This window comes from Maribacter sedimenticola (assembly GCF_900188415.1).
In the GTDB taxonomy this organism is placed as follows: Bacteria; Bacteroidota; Bacteroidia; order Flavobacteriales; family Flavobacteriaceae; genus Maribacter; species Maribacter sedimenticola.
In genome coordinates, this window is sequence record NZ_FZNV01000007.1 from 1 (window position 1) to 18,662 (window position 18,662).

At 37.8% G+C, this 18,662-nt stretch carries 20 protein-coding genes; 10 read left to right on the forward strand and 10 right to left on the reverse strand.

All coding sequences use genetic code 11. The annotated features are described in order from the left end of the window. The 6 genes from CHB68_RS18620 to CHB68_RS18840 form a co-directional block, all read left to right on the forward strand. A partial coding sequence (locus CHB68_RS18620; RefSeq protein WP_179213216.1) for a hypothetical protein occupies positions 1 to 1,135 on the forward strand: 1,135 nt, incomplete at its 5' end. Between the two features lie 2 nt (positions 1,136 to 1,137). Next, positions 1,138 to 1,785, forward strand: coding sequence for a hypothetical protein (locus CHB68_RS15315; protein ID WP_089262229.1), 648 nt, complete (start codon positions 1,138 to 1,140; stop codon positions 1,783 to 1,785). Between the two features lie 219 nt (positions 1,786 to 2,004). Then, on the forward strand, positions 2,005 to 3,138 hold the full coding sequence (locus CHB68_RS15320) for a gliding motility-associated C-terminal domain-containing protein (RefSeq protein WP_089262475.1): 1,134 nt from the start codon (positions 2,005 to 2,007) through the stop codon (positions 3,136 to 3,138). A gap of 121 nt (positions 3,139 to 3,259) precedes the next feature. Further along, positions 3,260 to 3,994, forward strand: a complete 735-nt coding sequence (locus CHB68_RS15325; RefSeq protein ID WP_089262231.1) for a M15 family metallopeptidase — start codon at positions 3,260 to 3,262, stop codon at positions 3,992 to 3,994. Between the two features lie 39 nt (positions 3,995 to 4,033). Next, the gene (locus tag CHB68_RS15330; protein WP_089262233.1) at positions 4,034 to 4,804 is read left to right on the forward strand and encodes a M48 family metalloprotease; all 771 of its coding nucleotides are present in this window, start codon (positions 4,034 to 4,036) and stop codon (positions 4,802 to 4,804) included. Between the two features lie 135 nt (positions 4,805 to 4,939). Continuing rightward, positions 4,940 to 5,107 carry a DUF6747 family protein gene (locus tag CHB68_RS18840; RefSeq protein WP_304435128.1) on the forward strand — a complete coding sequence of 56 codons (168 nt, stop codon included), beginning with the start codon at positions 4,940 to 4,942 and terminating at the stop codon, positions 5,105 to 5,107. Positions 5,108 to 5,209: 102 nt separating this feature from the next. Here the strand turns inward: CHB68_RS18840 and CHB68_RS15335 are convergent, their stop codons facing one another. Both CHB68_RS15335 and CHB68_RS15340 read right to left on the reverse strand, forming a co-directional pair. Beyond that, positions 5,210 to 5,593, reverse strand: a complete 384-nt coding sequence (locus tag CHB68_RS15335) for an ankyrin repeat domain-containing protein (RefSeq protein ID WP_089262235.1) — start codon at positions 5,591 to 5,593, stop codon at positions 5,210 to 5,212. 243 nt (positions 5,594 to 5,836) lie between these two features. Then, on the reverse strand, positions 5,837 to 6,229 hold the full coding sequence (locus CHB68_RS15340; protein WP_089262477.1) for an ankyrin repeat domain-containing protein: 393 nt from the start codon (positions 6,227 to 6,229) through the stop codon (positions 5,837 to 5,839). A 305-nt stretch (positions 6,230 to 6,534) separates the two neighbouring features. On the opposite strand from CHB68_RS15340, the gene gpmI reads away from it, so the two are divergent. The 3 genes from gpmI to CHB68_RS15355 are packed head-to-tail and all read left to right on the forward strand — an operon-like array spanning position 6,535 to position 9,675. Beyond that, the gene (gene gpmI, locus CHB68_RS15345; protein ID WP_089262237.1) at positions 6,535 to 8,052 is read left to right on the forward strand and encodes a 2,3-bisphosphoglycerate-independent phosphoglycerate mutase; all 1,518 of its coding nucleotides are present in this window, start codon (positions 6,535 to 6,537) and stop codon (positions 8,050 to 8,052) included. A 30-nt stretch (positions 8,053 to 8,082) separates the two neighbouring features. Beyond that, a complete protein-coding gene (map, locus tag CHB68_RS15350) occupies positions 8,083 to 8,901 on the forward strand; it encodes a type I methionyl aminopeptidase (protein ID WP_089262239.1) in 819 nt (272 codons plus the stop codon). 9 nt (positions 8,902 to 8,910) lie between these two features. Continuing rightward, positions 8,911 to 9,675 (forward strand): class I SAM-dependent methyltransferase, encoded by a 765-nt coding sequence (locus CHB68_RS15355; protein ID WP_089262241.1) that lies wholly within the window; start codon positions 8,911 to 8,913, stop codon positions 9,673 to 9,675. On the opposite strand, the gene CHB68_RS15360 is transcribed toward CHB68_RS15355, so the two are convergent. From CHB68_RS15360 to CHB68_RS15395, 8 genes are all read right to left on the reverse strand, one after another. Then, the gene (locus CHB68_RS15360) at positions 9,676 to 10,683 is read right to left on the reverse strand and encodes an FAD:protein FMN transferase (RefSeq protein ID WP_089262243.1); all 1,008 of its coding nucleotides are present in this window, start codon (positions 10,681 to 10,683) and stop codon (positions 9,676 to 9,678) included. Further along, a complete protein-coding gene (locus CHB68_RS15365) occupies positions 10,680 to 11,042 on the reverse strand; it encodes a Na(+)-translocating NADH-quinone reductase subunit F (RefSeq protein WP_089262245.1) in 363 nt (120 codons plus the stop codon). The genes CHB68_RS15360 and CHB68_RS15365 overlap by 4 nt, the downstream gene beginning before the upstream one ends. A gap of 71 nt (positions 11,043 to 11,113) precedes the next feature. Beyond that, positions 11,114 to 12,421, reverse strand: coding sequence for an NADH:ubiquinone reductase (Na(+)-transporting) subunit F (gene nqrF / locus CHB68_RS15370; RefSeq protein ID WP_089262247.1), 1,308 nt, complete (start codon positions 12,419 to 12,421; stop codon positions 11,114 to 11,116). 2 nt (positions 12,422 to 12,423) lie between these two features. Continuing rightward, positions 12,424 to 13,182 carry an NADH:ubiquinone reductase (Na(+)-transporting) subunit E gene (gene nqrE, locus CHB68_RS15375; RefSeq protein WP_089262249.1) on the reverse strand — a complete coding sequence of 253 codons (759 nt, stop codon included), beginning with the start codon at positions 13,180 to 13,182 and terminating at the stop codon, positions 12,424 to 12,426. 21 nt (positions 13,183 to 13,203) lie between these two features. After that, positions 13,204 to 13,851 carry an NADH:ubiquinone reductase (Na(+)-transporting) subunit D gene (locus CHB68_RS15380; protein ID WP_089262251.1) on the reverse strand — a complete coding sequence of 216 codons (648 nt, stop codon included), beginning with the start codon at positions 13,849 to 13,851 and terminating at the stop codon, positions 13,204 to 13,206. A 1-nt stretch (position 13,852) separates the two neighbouring features. After that, positions 13,853 to 14,605, reverse strand: coding sequence for a Na(+)-translocating NADH-quinone reductase subunit C (locus CHB68_RS15385; RefSeq protein ID WP_089262253.1), 753 nt, complete (start codon positions 14,603 to 14,605; stop codon positions 13,853 to 13,855). A gap of 2 nt (positions 14,606 to 14,607) precedes the next feature. After that, complete coding sequence (locus CHB68_RS15390) at positions 14,608 to 15,888, reverse strand: NADH:ubiquinone reductase (Na(+)-transporting) subunit B (RefSeq protein WP_089262255.1); 1,281 nt, start codon at positions 15,886 to 15,888, stop codon at positions 14,608 to 14,610. A 3-nt stretch (positions 15,889 to 15,891) separates the two neighbouring features. Beyond that, a complete protein-coding gene (locus CHB68_RS15395; protein ID WP_089262257.1) occupies positions 15,892 to 17,244 on the reverse strand; it encodes a Na(+)-translocating NADH-quinone reductase subunit A in 1,353 nt (450 codons plus the stop codon). 153 nt (positions 17,245 to 17,397) lie between these two features. Between CHB68_RS15395 and CHB68_RS15400 the strand changes: the two genes are divergently transcribed. After that, positions 17,398 to 18,639: a type IX secretion system plug protein gene (locus CHB68_RS15400; RefSeq protein ID WP_089262259.1), complete on the forward strand. Its 1,242-nt coding sequence runs from the start codon at positions 17,398 to 17,400 to the stop codon at positions 18,637 to 18,639. The last annotated feature ends 23 nt before the right edge of the window (positions 18,640 to 18,662 follow it).

Consider the following 18,662-nt stretch of genomic DNA (forward strand, 5'->3'; position numbering starts at 1 on the left):
CGGGGACCTGAGCGATTCCAACGAGTTCAACACGGCGATCAACTTTGACGGGACCGAACTGACCATCACCGACCTTGGCGGAGACCAGAGCGTGGACATCAGCGGACTCGCCTATGACGATACTGCCATTAGGGCCGATGTGGACCGGAACACCTCGGATATCGCGACCAATGTTTCGGACATCACCGACCTACAGTCCGAACAGACGGTACAGGATACGAACATCGGCGACAACACCTCCAACATCACCGCCAATGCGGACGCCATCGCGGCGCACAACCTGGCGGACGGGGACCTGAGCGATTCAAACGAAATTCAGACCTTATCCATATCCGGGAATGAATTAAGTATATCCGGGACCGGCGGAAATTCTGTAACGCTACCAGCAACATCCGGTACAACGGGATCTATATTTTTTGCGGATAATGATGGATCCGCAACAGAAAACAACTCCCAATTATTTTGGGATACGAGTAGCAACAGTTTAGGTATAGGTACAGCAAGCCCTACCAATAAACTACATGTTACAGGTGCTATTCGTTCGCAAGGAATACTTAACTCCAATGGCACGGTTAACGAACCTGCATATCGCTTTAACGATGATACAAATACAGGTATATTTAGACCTGCCGCAGATGAAATAGCGTTTAGCGTTGGAGGAATAGAAGCTTTAAAAGTTGAAGAAACATCAAACGCCACTTCCGTTATAGTGAATGAAACCTTAGAATTACAAGGTGCTGTTTTAGACTCCAATGATTCCCCCGGTACATCGGGTCAGGTTTTAAGCTCTACTGCAACGGGTACACAATGGGTAGACTCCATGAACCCCATAAAAGCCTTTGGAAAGATAAGTTCCGCTGGGTCCGTCACCAAAGCTACTTCTGGCGTAACCGTAACAAGAATAAGTGTTGGGTATTACCGTGTGACATTACCAGCAGGTGCCGTATCCGACGCAAATTATATCATTCAATTAACACAACCAGGAAGAGGTGGCGCTGGCAATGATGATCCCGGTATTTCTTACTCTAACCAAACATCTATAAGTTTTGAGGTAATCATTGGAGATAACGATAATGGAGGTACCGATCGAAGTCGCTTTGATTCTGAATTTATGTTTACAGTTTTAGATTTATGATAATGAAAAATATAGCCTTAACAATTATAGTATTTTTTCATACCATCATATGCTTTTCGCAATTAGATGGCAGCCTGCTATTAGGTTTAACTAGAGCTACCACCTCTGAAATGAATGCTGCTATTAATTTGGAACAGGGTGCTATGCTATATAATACGGATGAAGATCAAGTATTCGTATACAACGGCACTTCATGGATACAATATAGCCAACCAAAGGTATTCATGGGCGTACTGAACATAACGGCATCAGGGAATTTAACGGTAACCGGGCTACCTTTTCAACCATCGCAGATAAGTTTTGTAGCTCACGCCAATATTGAAGATCTAAATCTTAATACAGATAATGGCACCAGAAACAATGATAATGGAATTGCAAACACATACGGCTCCATGAACGGGTTTGCCAGAGATGACAATGGTAGTACGGTACAACAGGTTATTTATGTTGGCGGAAATGGTAATTCCATTAACGATATTTCAAGATTTTCATCGGATAGTGCATGCATAGGAATTAGATATAGTAATCAGAACGGGGATAATCTGGGTATTACTTCTGGATCTTTAACAAGTTTTGACACCAATGGCTTTACTTTAAACATTACAAGCCATGCCGATAATTTGGTGGTTCTATACCATGCCTATAAATAAGCAAATATGATGCACATTGCCTTACATAATAAAATGATTAATTCCATAAAAAATATAGGTAATGAATGGAGTGCTCAAATGTTTAGGATATTTAAAGACATTAGCAATATTATAACCCACTCCAAAAATGTTCATAAGCGGCACACAATAAGATGTACCAACTTAAGCACTCCCAAAAATCTAACAATTATAGTAAGAATCTTCATATTATTCATTTCCATGCCATTTTTGTTTTCACAAGATGCGGTACACAATTATGGCAATATTCAGATTCATGAAGATGGTCTAGTTGGCTTTCATATGGATATTATCAATAATGGTCCATTTAACCGAAATAAAGGTTTGGTAGGTTTTTATTCCTTGGACAAGGCATTAACAATATCAGGAGGATCAAACCCCATATTCTTTGATTTTGAAATTGCAGTGGACAATGACCTGTACATAGATAATACAATAGGTATCTCAAATAACGTTAATTTTATAACGGGAAATCTGGTTACCGATAGGACGGCATCCGAAATAAATATAAATTTTCAGAACAACTCATTCTATAACGGAGAAAATAACAACAGTAAGGTAGATGGGTATGCCGCTATCAGCAACACGGCCAATTTTACCTTTCCAATAGGACAGCGCAATACTCTAAGGCCTTTAACCATAGAATCTAACGATTCTAACGACTACGCCAAAGCTGCTTACTATTTTGAAAATCCAGAAATGCCGAGTATTTTCCCTACTTCTTACAATACAGTAAATACTGATGAAGACTTGGTTATTGTAAGTGAATATGAATTTTGGCACTTGGAAAGCAGTATACCTTCTAAAGTAACGCTAACATGGAACGAGCAGAGCAATGTAGATGAACTAGGAGGGTTTTTATCTGATTTAAAAGTTGTTGGGTGGAGCAAAATAAAAAAACAATGGATAAACTTAGGCAATACTAAGGTTCTGGGAGATTTGACCACTGGCTCCATTACCTCTATAGAATTTATACCAGATGATTATGAAATCTTGACCATAGGGGGTAGTAACGATTTTTTGGAAAAATTGGACAACATTACCTTGGACAATTATTTTATGACACCTAATGGGGACGGCAAAAATGATTTTCTGGTCATAGATGGTATTGAGAATTCACCTAATAACTCCCTTCAGATTTATAATAGATACGGTAGGTTGGTTTATAGCCGAAACAATTACAACAATGAATTTGACGGACTATCTAACGTAAATGGGGTTATTGCAAAAAATTCAGGCCTGGCTTCTGGGATTTATTATTATATAGTAAGTTTAAACGATATAGATGTTAAACATCAAGGCTATCTATACCTTTCAACGTATGTCAATAATTAACACAATCAAACAGTAAAGGAGATATTCATTACTTTTACCTGTAAAATACGATCGTACTTATACAGTGCTTTAAACTAAATTTAAAGCCTGCAAAAAATCAACGGTAAAACCTTGTATAATTATGCAAAGAAGAACATTTATTCAAAAAAGCAGCTCTGCAGCACTGGCAATTTCATTATTGCCCACTGTATTCATAAAACAGGATGATTATGAATATTCCATATTGGAACTTATGGGCAAGGCTGATATTGAATTGTTCGGCAAAGGAATAAATCTTAGAAAGGAAGCCCATGACGCATTTTTGGAAATGAAAATGGCAGCCTATAATGCTGGTATTGATTTAAAGGTTGTCTCAAGTTATCGTGATTTTTCCCGTCAAGAAGCCATTTTTGAACGCAAATATATTACCTATACCGATCAAGGAATGGCACCTCTGGACGCTATTGACAAAATAATTGAATACTCAACGATACCCGGTACAAGTAGACACCACTGGGGTACAGATATTGATATTGTAGATGGTTATCGTAAAGTAGAAGGCGACGTTCTTGTCCCAAGTAAATTTGAAGCCGGAGGTCCTTATGAGGACTTTAAATTATGGATGGACGAACATTCTGAAACCTATGGTTTTTATTTGGTCTATACCAATGACCCAAAAAGAAGGGGTTTTAAATATGAGCCTTGGCATTATAGCTATGCTCCCCTATCCATACCTATGCTTGAACAATTTAGAGGCAAAAATATTGCCGCCCTATTGACCAAGGAAAATTTTTACGGCGCCGAACATTTTACCAAAGGCTTCTTACGATCCTATATCCAAAACAATATTTTGGATATTAATGAAGACCTTTTGTAGGCATTTTGTATTTTAGGCCCTGTATTAGAACACATTACCATGAACAGAGGAAGTTGGAAAATTAGAATATTCATAGGGTTGGCCATTGTAGCCTTTGCCTTTATACAAAAATGTAGCAATACAGAGGAAAACCCTTATACAGGACGTTCACAACATATTACCATGACTTCCGAGCAAGAAATTGCCATTGGCCTACAAAGTGCTCCGGAGATGGCGCAACAACATGGGGGCCTATATCCAGATCAGCGATTACAGTCATTCGTAGCCTCGGTAGGCAACAAATTAGTACAGAACAGTATTGCAAGGGAAACTCCCTATCGTTATGATTTTCATTTACTTGCAGATGACCAAACTATTAATGCCTTTGCATTGCCCGGGGGGCAGTGTTTTATTACCTATGCCCTTTTTTCCCAGTTGAACGAAGCGCAACTTGCGGGAGTTCTGGGTCATGAGATAGGTCATGTTATAGGCAGACATTCCGCAGAGCGTATCGCAGATAGCCAAACATGGCAGACAGCCACAATGGGCGCTACGGTAGGTGCCGGGGATATTGGAGGTATAGTGGGTAGCATTGGCCAGAATACATTATTGAAAAATGGCCGTGGGGACGAATTGGAAAGTGATGAACTAGGTGTTCTATTCATGATACAGTCCGGATATGATCCCTACGAAATGATCAGGGTCATGGAAATTTTAAAAGCTGCCGGCGGTCCTAATCGTGTACCTGAATTCCAAAGTACACACCCAGATCCCGAAAATCGTATTGAAAAAATCAAAGAGGCCATAGCAAAGTACAAAAACCAAGGTTAATCGATTATTTTGGTCTTTTAACGTGCTACATATATTCCCAATGAGAATATTTTGTAACTTTGAGTAAGTCCCAAGCTTATTTTACCATATTGAATTGCCTTTATAGCTATGATGTAATCATAGAAGAACACTATAATGGGAACAATTACACATTTTAAAAATATATACGTTCAGGCGTTTGAAAATTGCAAACCTGGTATTTTGGTTTCTATTTTAAAAGTCTATTCGGTATTTTGTGCCTTAATGTTATTTATGGCATTATATGCCTTTGTCTATAGAGCCGCAAACGGTTTTGAATTTTAACGCTTTTACTCTTTTACTTGAACACTATTTGGAGTAGAAATTCATTATACAATAAAGGCTCGTTGAAATTCAACGAGCCTTTTATATTCCTGTGCTATAACTTTATGAATTTTCCTCAATAATTGACAAAACTTCCTTAGCATTGGACATTTCTGCATACTCTTTGGCAGTATAGCCCTTTTCACTCTTCATATTTAAATTTGCCCCGTTCAACAATAATACCTTTAAGACTTCTACCCTATTGTATCTAGCGGCGAACATGGCCGGTGTCATTCCCAAAGATTTTTCATTTGGTCCATTACCTATGGCAATGAGACTACGTACCTGCTCCACATCTCCTTTCATTGCTGCTTTACATAACGGACTTATGTCATCGTTTACTGCACTAAACTCGTTATTTGCAGAAAATTCCTTGACCGTATTTGCGTATGATACTGAGAACGATAGTAGTCCTGCCAGCATCAAAATTGAAATTGATTTTTTCATAATTATTTCCTTTTAAATTGATTTAAATTATTGATAAAATAAAATTACACTATATTAAATGACAATAATTTAATTTAAGAAAGAAATAATAAATATTTAACATTTCTGAAATGTATATGGTGATACGTTAATTTTAATGTTACCTAATTTATGTTAAGCCTACCATTGAGCACAGCCAATAAAAAAGCCATTACAATATATGCAATGGCTTTTTTATCAAGTTAATTGATACAGCTATTAACTTTAATTCCCTAGTGCCACTTCAATAATTTGTAAGGCTTCCTTAGCATTTGAAAGCTCCGCATACCTTTTGGCAGTAAACCCTTGGTTGCTGACAGCCTTGATATCCGCACCATTTTGAATTAGGAGTGATAGCACTTCTACTTTATTATACCTTGCAGCGAACATAAGCGGAGTCATCCCCAAAGATTTTTGATTTACATCCTCGCCCATGGCAATCATTTTTTTCACCATTGCAATATCGCCCTGTATAACGGCTTTGCAAAAGGTATTTACTTCAACAACTCTTGTAAGATGTGTTGTTTCAGAAGTTGTTAATCTGTTGGATTCTTTGGCCATAGCATTGGCCCCCATGGCAAAAATTACCATAGCGATAGTTAACATTGATTTTTTCATGATGATTGATTTTAATTGATGAATTGATTCTATAGAAAAGACGCCTACAATGAAAAAATGTTTCATGCTTTAACAGACTTATAACTAAACTTTAACAAAGACAGGGCATTTGACCTTTAATGACCACATATATTAATTAGGTTATAACAAATTTATTGAACCCCCCTTAAAAATCTGTAAATATCACAAATGACCAAAATTATAACTTGCCTGTTTGAAAATAGCGCAAGATCTAAAAAAGGCGGGTTTTCTAGTAGCTTAACTAAGTAGAACATAGTATTTTTGCCATCTAAACCTAAGTAAAGATGAACAAGAAAGTAATCTTAATGATATTGGACGGTTGGGGAAAATCTCCAGACCCTGCAGTATCTGCAGTAGATAAAGCAAACACTCCATTTATTGATAGTCTATATACCAATTATCCTAACTCCAATTTGTTGACCGACGGTATGAACGTTGGCTTACCGGAAGGACAAATGGGCAATAGCGAGGTTGGCCATATGAACTTGGGTGCAGGTAGAATTGTCTATCAGGATTTGGCCAAAATAAACAAAGCTGTCAAAGAGAATACCCTTAAGGACGAGCAAGTTTTAAAAGATGCTTTTGAATATGCAAAGACGAACAATAAAAATGTACATTTCTTAGGTTTGGTAAGTGATGGTGGCGTACACAGTCATACCAACCATATTAAGGGCCTTATTAATGCAGGGTACGCTTCCGGGGTAAAAAACATGTATATACATGCATTTACCGATGGTAGGGATGTAGATCCAAAAAGTGGCAAAGGTTTTTTAGAGGATTTGGTACAATTTTCCGCAGATAAAAATACCCAATTGGCAACCGTCGTTGGAAGATATTATGCAATGGATCGTGACAAACGTTGGGAACGTGTAAAAGAAGCATATGATGTCATAGTAAATGCGGTAGGTGAAAAATCTACGGATATAGGCGCAAGTATTCAACACAGTTACGATAATGAAATAACGGACGAGTTTATAAAACCAATCGTGATGACCACTACAGATGGTACACCCATAGCAAGTGTAATGGAAGACGATGTGGTCATATTTTTTAATTTTAGAACAGATAGGGGAAGAGAACTTACCCAAGTACTAAGCCAAGAAGATATGCATGAACTGAACATGCATAAATTAAAACTTTATTATGTAACCTTGACCAATTATGATGAATCGTTCATTGGGGTAAAAGTGGTCTACAACAAAGATAATATTGTTGAAACCCTTGGAGAAGTTTTATCCAAAGCTGGTAAAAAACAAATACGCATAGCGGAAACGGAGAAATATCCACATGTTACCTTTTTCTTTAATGGCGGAAGGGAAGTGCCCTTTGATGGAGAATCTCGCATATTATGCCCTTCCCCAAAAGTTGCTACCTATGATTTAAAGCCAGAAATGAGCGCTTATGAAATTAGGGACAAAATCATTCCTGAGCTACAGGAAGGTGAAGTAGACTTTGTCTGTTTAAACTTTGCCAATCCAGATATGGTTGGACATACAGGTGTAATGGAAGCAGCCATAAAAGCTTGTGAAACCGTAGATGAATGTGCCAAAGATGTAATTACTACGGCATTGGCAAACGACTATACCGTATTGGTCATTGCAGATCATGGAAACTGCGAAACCATGATTAATGCGGACGGAAGTCCAAATACGGCCCACACCACAAACCCGGTTCCTCTTATTTTGGTGGATAAGGATATTAAAAAAATAAATGATGGCGTATTGGGGGATATTGCTCCTACCATTTTAAAACTAATGGGTGTAGAAAAATCTAAATACATGACCCAACATTCATTGGTTTAGTATTTTAGGTTTTCCCATTTTATAGAACGTATGATTAAAATAAAAACAGCCGAAGAAATTGAATTGATGCGAGAGAGTGCATTGATCGTCTCCAAAACATTGGGTATGCTCGCAGCAGAAGTTAAACCTGGCGTTACTACCTTGCAATTAGACACATTAGCCGAAGCCTTTATTCGTGACCACGGCGCGGTACCCGGTTTTCTAGGCTTGTATGATTTTCCCAATTCGCTATGCATGAGCCCCAATGCACAGGTGGTACACGGAATTCCTAATGACAAACCATTGGTTGAGGGGGATATTATTTCTATTGACTGTGGGGCGCTTAAAAATGATTTTTATGGCGACCACGCCTACACTTTTGAAGTTGGTGAGGTTTCTCCTGAAATTAAAAGATTATTAGAGGTTACCAAACAATCCCTGTATGTAGGTATTCGTGAATTTAAAGTTGGCAATAGAGTTGGGGACGTAGGTTATGCCATACAAAAATTCACGGAAGAACATGGCTATGGTGTGGTACGTGAACTTGTTGGTCACGGATTGGGCAGAAAAATGCACGAAGATCCAGAAATGCCGAATTATGGTAGGCGCGGAAGGGGCAAAAAATTTGTGGAAGGAATGACGGTCGCAATTGAACCTATGACCAATATGGGCACCAAACATATTAAACAATTAAAGGATGGCTGGACAATTTTAACAGCTGACGGTAAGCCCAGTGCTCACTTTGAACATAATGTTGCCATCGTAAACGGTAAGCCAGAGCTACTTTCCACATTTAAATATATTTACGACGAATTAGGTATTGAAAGCAATGAAGAAGATGAATTTAGGGCATCTCCAATAGCAAACTAAACAAGGTAGATGAAGAAAATTTTTAAATTTTTTCTAAACCTTGTTCCCAGACCTGTACTGATATCATTAAGCTATTTGGTAAAACCTTTCTTTCAAATTTATTACCGTGGTAATTCCTATGAAGACCCTATAGACGGAAAGAAATTTCGTAGCTTTTTGCCTTATGGTTATGAACATCCCCGCGAAAATGTTTTATCACCTTCTACCCTATCCTTGGAACGTCATAGGTTACTTTGGTTATTTTTAAAAAACGATACAGACTTTTTCTCCGCTCCTTTACATGTCTTACATTTTGCCCCTGAACAAGCATTCTATAGGCGATTTAAAAGACTGAAAAACTTAAATTATGTTACTACGGACTTAAATTCCCCTTTGGCAGATGTTAAAGCGGATATCTGCAATTTGCCATTCAATGACGATACCTTTGATGTTATTCTATGCAACCATGTACTTGAACATATTCCTGACGACACCAAGGCACTGAAAGAACTTTATCGGGTTATGAAACCAGGTGGCTGGGGAATATTCCAAGTACCACAAGAATTAGACCGTGAACGTACATTTGAAGATAATACCATTGTGGATAAGGTTGAACGTGCAAAAATATTTGGTCAATACGACCATGTACGTATTTATGGTAAAGATTACTTTAATAAGCTGAGAAGCGTTGGCTTTACGGTTACCGAAATAGCGTATACCAATGAACTATCGCCTGGGGAAATTGATAGATACAGGTTGGCAAAAGGCGAAATTATACCTTTTGTTCGTAAATGATCAGTGAACTACTACATCCTTGAAACCTTTAGTCAAAAATTCCTGTGTTTCACCAAATTCATCGGAATAAATTATATAAGCCTCTAACGTTTCATTTTCCGCTACCAGTTTAAAAGCTTCATCTAATTCCATTGCCATAAAAGCGGTAGCATAAGCATCAGCAGTTGCACAATTATCTGCCAAAATAGTCACTGCCAATGTGTTGGAAATTTGAGTAAAACCTGTTTTAGGATTTACGGTATGAACATACTTTTTACCTGTCGTATCATCAATCCTAAATTTTCTATAATTACCAGATGAAGCCAATGCGCGATCGTTTAGATTAATGAGTATCTTGGCCTTTCTATCAACCATCATCTCTGGATCATCTATACCCACCACCCAAGATTTTCCTTTTAAGGTATTTTTACCTTTTGCCACTAATTCACCACCAACCTCAATTAAATAATTTTGCACACCTTTGGCATCTAACATTGTTGCAAGTCGGTCTATGGAGTAGCCTTTAGCTATTGCATTAAAATCTATATATATGTTAGGTGCAGTTTTTTTCACGTAATTTTCATCAGTTAAAGACACTTTATCAAAACCCACGTATTGTAAAAGACTATCCACTTTTGCACTATCCATAGTTATTTGGCGCTCTGGCCCAAAACCCCATGCATTTACCAAAGTACCAACAGTAGGGTCAAAAAATCCACGTGTATTCAAATGAATATCTTTTGCAAGCTTAAAAACTTCCTGAAACATATGATCTACCACCAAAGTCGTATCCCCATTATTGATTTTTGAAATATCAGAATTTGGAATATAAGTGGACAATGATCGGTTGATAACCGTAAAAACGGAATCTATTTCATTTTGTACGTTGATTTTTTCATCGGATATGACAACTATATTATATGATGTTCCCAATGCACCTCCAGAATAATCACTTCTAAAATTGCCTTCTTTTTTACAGGATACCCAACAAACCGATATTATCAATATTACTAAAAGCCATTTTCTCATATCTCTACCAAACCATCAAAATCAACAATATATTCTTCGTTTAAGTATACCGGTAAATTATGGTCTGCCGCATTGACCAAACCTACACCTGCATAAAAAGTGGTAGCTTCAAATTTAAGCGCATGCTCTTTCATTTTCTTAAGGTCTGACATAAAAAAATCCATGTCCTTTGGATCAGCAGGATATTCTATAGCCTTGACCACCACAAAACGCATTTTTTTTTCCTTTATACATACAAATTGCGGGTTCTTACGCAGCTCACTGTTTACAGCCAAAAACTCAAAACCATCTTCCTCTAACTGTTTGCCCACAATGTTCATGGCCAAATTATGTAATTCCTGTTCAGTTAAAACGTGCATTTCATTCTTTTTTACAAAAAAACCGATATAAAGTATATCGGTTATGTTATTTAAAATCAGATAGTTATAATCTATCCGCCAAAATCGTCAAATCGGATATGCTCATCTGGAATACCGAAATCTTCTCCCATTTTTTGAACGGCCTTGTTCATCAATGGAGGACCACAGAAATACAACTCGATATCCTCAGGAGATTCATGGTGACTTAAATAGTTATCTATTACACAATTATGAATAAATCCTACAAAACCATCACCGGGAGCATCTATATTCTCTTTTACTTTCCAATTATCCTCTTCTAGAGGTTCGGATAATGCCAAGTAGAATTTAAAGTTTGGAAATTCCTCTTCCAATTTATAGAAGTGATCTAAATAGAACAATTCTCTCTTGGAACGACCACCATACCAGTATGTTACTTTTCTCTTTGTTTTTAAGGTTTTGAATAGATGGTATAAATGTGAACGCATGGGCGCCATACCTGCACCACCACCTACGTACAACATTTCTGAATCTGATTCATTGATGAAGAATTCACCGTAAGGACCAGATATTGTACACTCATCACCAGGCTTCAAGTTAAAGATATAAGACGACGCAACACCAGGGTTAACATCCATCCAACCATTCTTAGCACGATCCCATGGCGGAGTAGCAATACGTACGTTCAACATAATTTCTCTACCCTCAGCAGGGAAAGAAGCCATTGAATAAGCTCTCTCAACAGTTTCCGGATTCTTCATTACCAAAGGCCAAAGATTGAACTTATCCCACTCAGCTTGAAACTTATCCGGAGTTTCATGTTCCTCTGGGTGCGCAGTAATATCGATATCAGCATACTTTACCTCACATTCAGGAATCTCAATTTGGATATAACCGCCAGCTTTATAGCCCATATCCTCAGGAATTTCGACTACAAATTCCTTAATAAAAGAAGCAACGTTATAATTACGCACCACTTTTGCAGGCCATTTCTTAATACCGAATACTTCTTCAGGAATGGTAATTTCCATATCTTGCTTTACCTTGACCTGGCAAGCTAAACGTGCACCATGATTCAATTCTTTTTTGGAGAAATGAGGAGTTTCAGTAGGTAAGGCCTCACCACCACCAGATAAAACATGACACTCACATTGAATACATGTTCCGCCACCACCACAAGCGGAGGGTAAAAACACTTTTTGGTTCCCCAAAGTGGACAATAATGAACCACCAGAGGCCACTTCTATCTTCTTTTCCCCATTAATGGTTATGGTCACAGGACCAGAAGGAGATAATTTTTGTTTTGTAAACAGAAGTAATGCAACCAATACCATTAATAGTATTAGAAATGCGACAACGGTTATTAGTATAGTTCCGCCAGTACTTGCAGCTAAAATCATATTTATTTTTTTACGTCGTTATAAGAAATGACCTTTTCGTCAACTTCAGTTTTCTTTTCTACAATCTCTTCCTTAGGTTCAACAACCTCCAGTTGTTGTACTTGGTTTACTTGTTCGGTAGCTTCTTCCGTCTCCTCGCCACCGCCAGTCAACATTCCCCCAAAACTTTGAAAACCGATCCCCATTAAACCGGTAATGATAAAAGTTATTCCAAGCCCTCTTAAAGGTGCAGGTACATTACTGTATCTGATTTTTTCTCGTATTGCCGCAATCGCCAAAATAGCCAAGAACCAACCTATACCGGAACTAACCCCGTAATTAAATGCCAAGCCCAATGTTTCAATTTCCCTAGCCTGCATAAATAATGATCCGCCTAAAATTGCACAGTTTACCGCAATCAATGGCAAGAATATACCAAGTGAATTGTATAATGAAGGAGAAAATTTTTCTACCACAATTTCTACTAATTGTACCATAGTAGCTATGGTTGCTATAAATAAAATAAAAGATAGAAAGCTAAGGTTATATTCGGCATACTCTGGACCTAACCAAACCAATGCACCATCTTGCAACAAGTATTTATCCAACAACCAATTTAAAGGCACCGTAACCGCCAATACGAATATTACAGCAGCACCTAAACCAACCGCAGTAGCCACTTTTTTGGATACCGCCAAATAAGAACACATCCCTAAAAACACAGCAAATACCATGTTATCAATAAAGATGGACTTAAAAAATAATTCTACATGTTCTAACATAATTTCTACTTAAATGTCTGTTTAATTCTCTTCTACAAGTGCAGGATTCCTTGAACGCTGTACCCAGATTATAATACCTACTACAATTAAGGCGGCCGGAGGAATAATCATGAAACCATTGTTCTCATAACCAGTAGCATATAATCCGGTTTTGGCTATAGGATCCCCAAGCACAGGAATACCGAACAGTGTTCCTGAACCTAAAAGCTCCCTAAAGAACCCAACTATAACCAGGATTACACCATAACCTAGAGAGTTACCTATACCATCTAAAAATGAACGCCATGGTCCGTTAGCCAAAGCAAATGCTTCAAAACGCCCCATGATTATACAGTTCGTAATAATAAGACCAACGAATACAGCTAACGTTTTACTCAACTCATAGGCAAAAGCTTTTAAGACCTGATCCACTATAATTACCAATGTTGCCACAACGATCAACTGAACGATGATTCTAATTTTTGACGGAATTATATTTCTCATTAAGGAGATAACTACGTTACCTGCTCCTAAAACGAACATTACCGAAATAGCCATTACCAATGACGCTTTTAATTCTGCCGTAATAGCCAAGGCAGAACATATACCTAATACCTGAATGGTGATAGGGTTATTATCCGCAAGCGGATCCGTAATTAGATTTGTATCTTTTTTTGAGAGTAGTGCCATATTACTTTGCTCTAATGGTTTCTAAATAAGGTTTGTATAATTTAACGGTTTCCCTGATCATTGCGGATACACCGTTACCTGTGATCGTAGCACCTGCCAAGGCGTCTACTTCATTATCGTCTTTGGTATTGTTTAAAGGGTCATTGTTTCCTTTGGCAACATCAATACCCGCATACTGGGTGCCTTTTAAAATGGTTTCCCCTTTAAAGTCATCCATAAAATAACGCATCTTGATATTAGCACCTAAACCGGGAGTCTCTCCTTTATGGTCAAAGTAGACACCTTGAACGGTCATTGTATTATCTAATGCGATAAAGCCCCAAATAGCGTCCCAAAGCCCTTTACCGTACATAGGAATGATATAAAATTTCTTTCCATCCTTTTCTCCTATAAATACGGGTAACTTATAATCTTCGCCTTTTTTTATATTGGCCAATTGCTTTTTTAAATCAATTAAGTATGCTTCATCATCTTGGGTGATCTGATCACCTTGGATCACCAATTGTTCCTTGATGTAACTTGCAAACTCATCCTCTACAACATCCGTAGGTATAAAATTAACACTACCTGCGTCATCTCCATTTTCATTTACGCCCATAGCGTAAAGAATGTTCTGCTGTTTTTCAAAACGCTCGTTCTCTTTGATATTTGGACGCAATGCCGATGCCAAAAAAGCTAGAATCGACCCTACGACCACAACCATAACGGCCGCAAAAATTACGGTATAACTGTTTTTATCTGTACTAATTGCCATAATTAAACTGTTTCAGCTTTAAGTTCTTCTGCTTTACCATCTGAATCCTTTGGATAGATCGTAGCATCTTTTAATCGGTTCATTCTTCTTTTAATATTACCCCTTACCACATAATGGTCTATAGTTGGTGCAAATACGTTCATTAATAAGATAGCCAAGAACACCCCTTCTGGATATGCTGGATTGAATACACGAATCATTACGGAAATAAACCCAATAAAGAAACCATAATACCATTTGCCCTTATTGGTCTGGGATCCCGTTACCGGATCTGTAGCCATATAGACAATTCCAAATGCTAGTCCACCAACAATGAGATGTTTCCAAAACTCAAAACTCATTAAACCATAAAATTTGCTAGACTCTGCAACCCATCCCAAATCTACTACCTGGTTAAAAATAAAGCCCATTACCAATGAACCAATTACGGCACTTACCATAATTCTCCAGCTGGCAATTTTGGTAAAAATCAAGAATAATCCACCCAAAAGAATAAGAAAAGCAGAGGTTTCACCTACAGAACCAGGAATAAATCCATAAAACATATCCGATACGGAATAGGACATTTCCGCTCCTTTATTCTGTGCCAGATATCCTAAAATTGTTTCTCCTGAAATGGCGTCCAAATTAGCACCGGCCAAAATTTCCTCCGATCGTTCACGTGCACCATGTACCCAAACCTTATCACCACTCATCCAAGTAGGGTAAGCAAAGAATAAAAATGCCCTAATTGTCAATGCCGGATTCAAAATATTCATTCCGGTACCACCAAACACCTCTTTACCGATTACCACACCGAATATTACGGCTACGGCCAACATCCATAACGGAGTATCTATAGGTACTATTAGAGGAACCAACATACCGGTAACCAAATACCCTTCCTCAACTTCATGACCCTTGATAACGGCAAATATAAATTCCACTATAAGACCTACACCATAGGAAACCACCACTAACGGCAATACCTTTATAATACCGATCCAAAAATTGTCCCAAGTAAGGAAATCGTTCATTAATGAAAAATCCGTAGGAAATCCATTTATGGCAGAGTAATGCTGATACCCTGCATTGAACATAGAAAATATCAACACCGGAATCAAAGCCATGATTACCGTGTTCATTGTTCGTTTTAAATCATCTGCCGCTTTTACGTGTGTACCACCTGCATGGGTAGTTTCATCCGGCGCAAACAAAAAAGTATGAAAAGCGTTGAAGGCAGGCGCCATCTTTTTACCCTGATACTTTAGTTTAAGTTCGTGTAATTTACTTTTTAAACTCATTTCTTATCCTATTTCTTTTTGCAATAAATCTAACCCCTCACGAATAATTTTTTGGTGTGGTTGTTTGGAAATACATATAAACTCCGTTAACGAAAAATCTTCCGGAGCCACTTCATATAAGCCCAACTGTTCCATCTCATCCAAATCCTTTACCATACACGCTTTTAAAAGCTGCATAGGATAAATATCCAATGGAAAAACCTCCTCATACTGGCCAGTTACCACAAAGGCCCTGTGCTCACCATTGGTATTGGTCGTTAAATCATACTTTTTATTTGGCTGTAACCATGAAAACGTTAATGCCCTGGTAGCTGAAATTTTATTGAATACCGGCTTGTTCCATCCAAAGAACTCATAGTCATCACCCTCTGGTATTACGGTCACCGTATTATTATAAGTTCCTAAATAACCATCTGGCCTACTTTTGGAACCGGTTAACACATCACCATTGATTACACGAAAATTTTCTTCATTTACACCACTGGCATATAAAAAGGTAGAAATTTCCGCACCAATTTTGGTTTGATAATATTTAGGCGCTTTAACCGAAGATCCCACAAGAGCAACAATACGTTCCGCATTATATTTTCCTGTAAGTAAATATTCGCCAATAATAACCAAATCTTGGGGAGATACCGTCCATACCAATTCCCCTTTGTTAATTGGGTCTATTCTATTGATCTGGGTACCGACCAAACCTGCCGGATGTGGACCGGATACTTTATGTAATTCCACCCCTTTTAAAGTTGATAAAGGAGAAGTTCCTTTAGCATCTACGGAGACATGCACTTTACCCGGCGTTAATTTACCCAATGCGGTAATTGCCGCCTGCAATTCCTTTTCCTTGCCCTGTAGCACATAATTTACATTTGCCTGTAACGGGGCACTGGCATAGCCTGAAACAAAGATTGATTTTGGCGTTGTATCAGGATTAGCGATAACATCATAAGGACGTTGCTTAATGAACGGCCAGCATCCACCTTTTAACAATGAAGCTTTGATCTCTGCCTTAGACGCTTTTTCCACATCTAACACAGACCCTGTAACGGACTCCTGTGTTTTGTCCGCCAAGATTTTCAATGTCAAAATGCGTCTTCTATCCCCTCTTTCTATCTCAATAAGCTCACCACTTACTGGAGAAACAAAAAGCATTTCTTCTATATTCTTATTATAGAACAGCGGCTCACCGGCTTTGACTTCGGCACCTTGCTTTACCAACATCTTAGGGGTAATACCATGAAAATCACTAAGCTGAATTGCGTAAACATTACTTAGAACAGCTTTTGAAGTAGCTTGTTCCGCGGCGCCCACCAGGTTAATATTGAGCCCTTTTTTAATTCGTATGTCTTTGGACATTTGCGTGTAGACCTTTAGGTTAACAAAATTTGACGCAAATTTAAGTACAAAAACTTCGTTTTCATAATTATTACCCCATAATTTAGACAATACAACGAGCTATATTTTTTAGGTATCGTTTTTGTTTACCTTTACCACGTAAAAAGCTATTAAATGCGTTATTTCGTTAAACTTATTATACTATTGGCATTTCTTCAAAACGTTGCTGCACAGGTCCAGGAAGAGGTAAATCCGCCAAACCATATTAAATCCATCATATTTAAAGGTCCAACGGACGATCAATTTCCCATCATAAAAATAGGTGAGCCTATTTACCTTGAATTTGATGATATACTGGCCAACGAACAGGACTATTATTATAAAATTACACATTGTGATTACGATTGGAACAAATCTGCACTTTTAAAATCCCAGTATCTTGATGGGGTGGACAACCAGCGTATCATCAATTACGAAAACAGCTACACAACTTTAGAGACTTATAGCAATTATCAATTGACCATACCTAATGATAATGTACGGCTCAAGGTAAGCGGCAACTATCTAATTGAAATTTACAACAACAATTACGAACTACAGTTTTCAAGAAGATTTGTTGTCTATAAGGATTTGGTCAATGTGGGGGCCAGTATTAAACGTTCGCGCGATTTTAATTATTTGAACGAAAAGCAAGTGGTCCAATTTACTATTCAGCCCAGTAGTTTACGTTTGGTGAACCCCAAAAAAGAGGTCAAGGTAGCCATTCTACAAAATTATTACTGGCCCACAGCCATATATGACATATCTCCACAATACACCATTGGCAGTGAACTTGTTTATAAATACGACCAAGAAACTGCATTTTATGGTGGTAACGAATTTTTACTGTTCGATACGAGCGACCTTAGAGCGCCCAGTTCCCAAATATCCAGTATAGAACTTTCTGATCTGTACAACCATTACCTATTTGCGGATAGCCCAAGGAACGACCAGTCATACACCTATTTTCCCGATATTAACGGAGATTTTGTCATCCGAACATTACAAGGTGACGATGCTTCTAGGGAAGCTGAATATTCCTTGGTTCATTTTAGCCTGCCCTATACCGAATATATAGCATTGGACGATGTATACGTTTTTGGAAAATTCAATAATTATGCATTGACGGATGAAAACAAAATGACCTACAACGAGAATACGGGCATGATGGAAGCAACTATTAAAATGAAGCAAGGATTCTACAATTATAAATATGTATTAAAAAACAATAAGGGTATAGATTTGAACGCCGTAGACGGAAATTTCCACTTTACCGAAAATAATTATGTTATTTTGGTTTATTACAGAAATTTTGGAGATATGTACGACAGTATTATTGGCGTAGGATCCGCCAATTCAAGAAATATAACCAACTAATGTATCTTTACGTTTTTCATCGC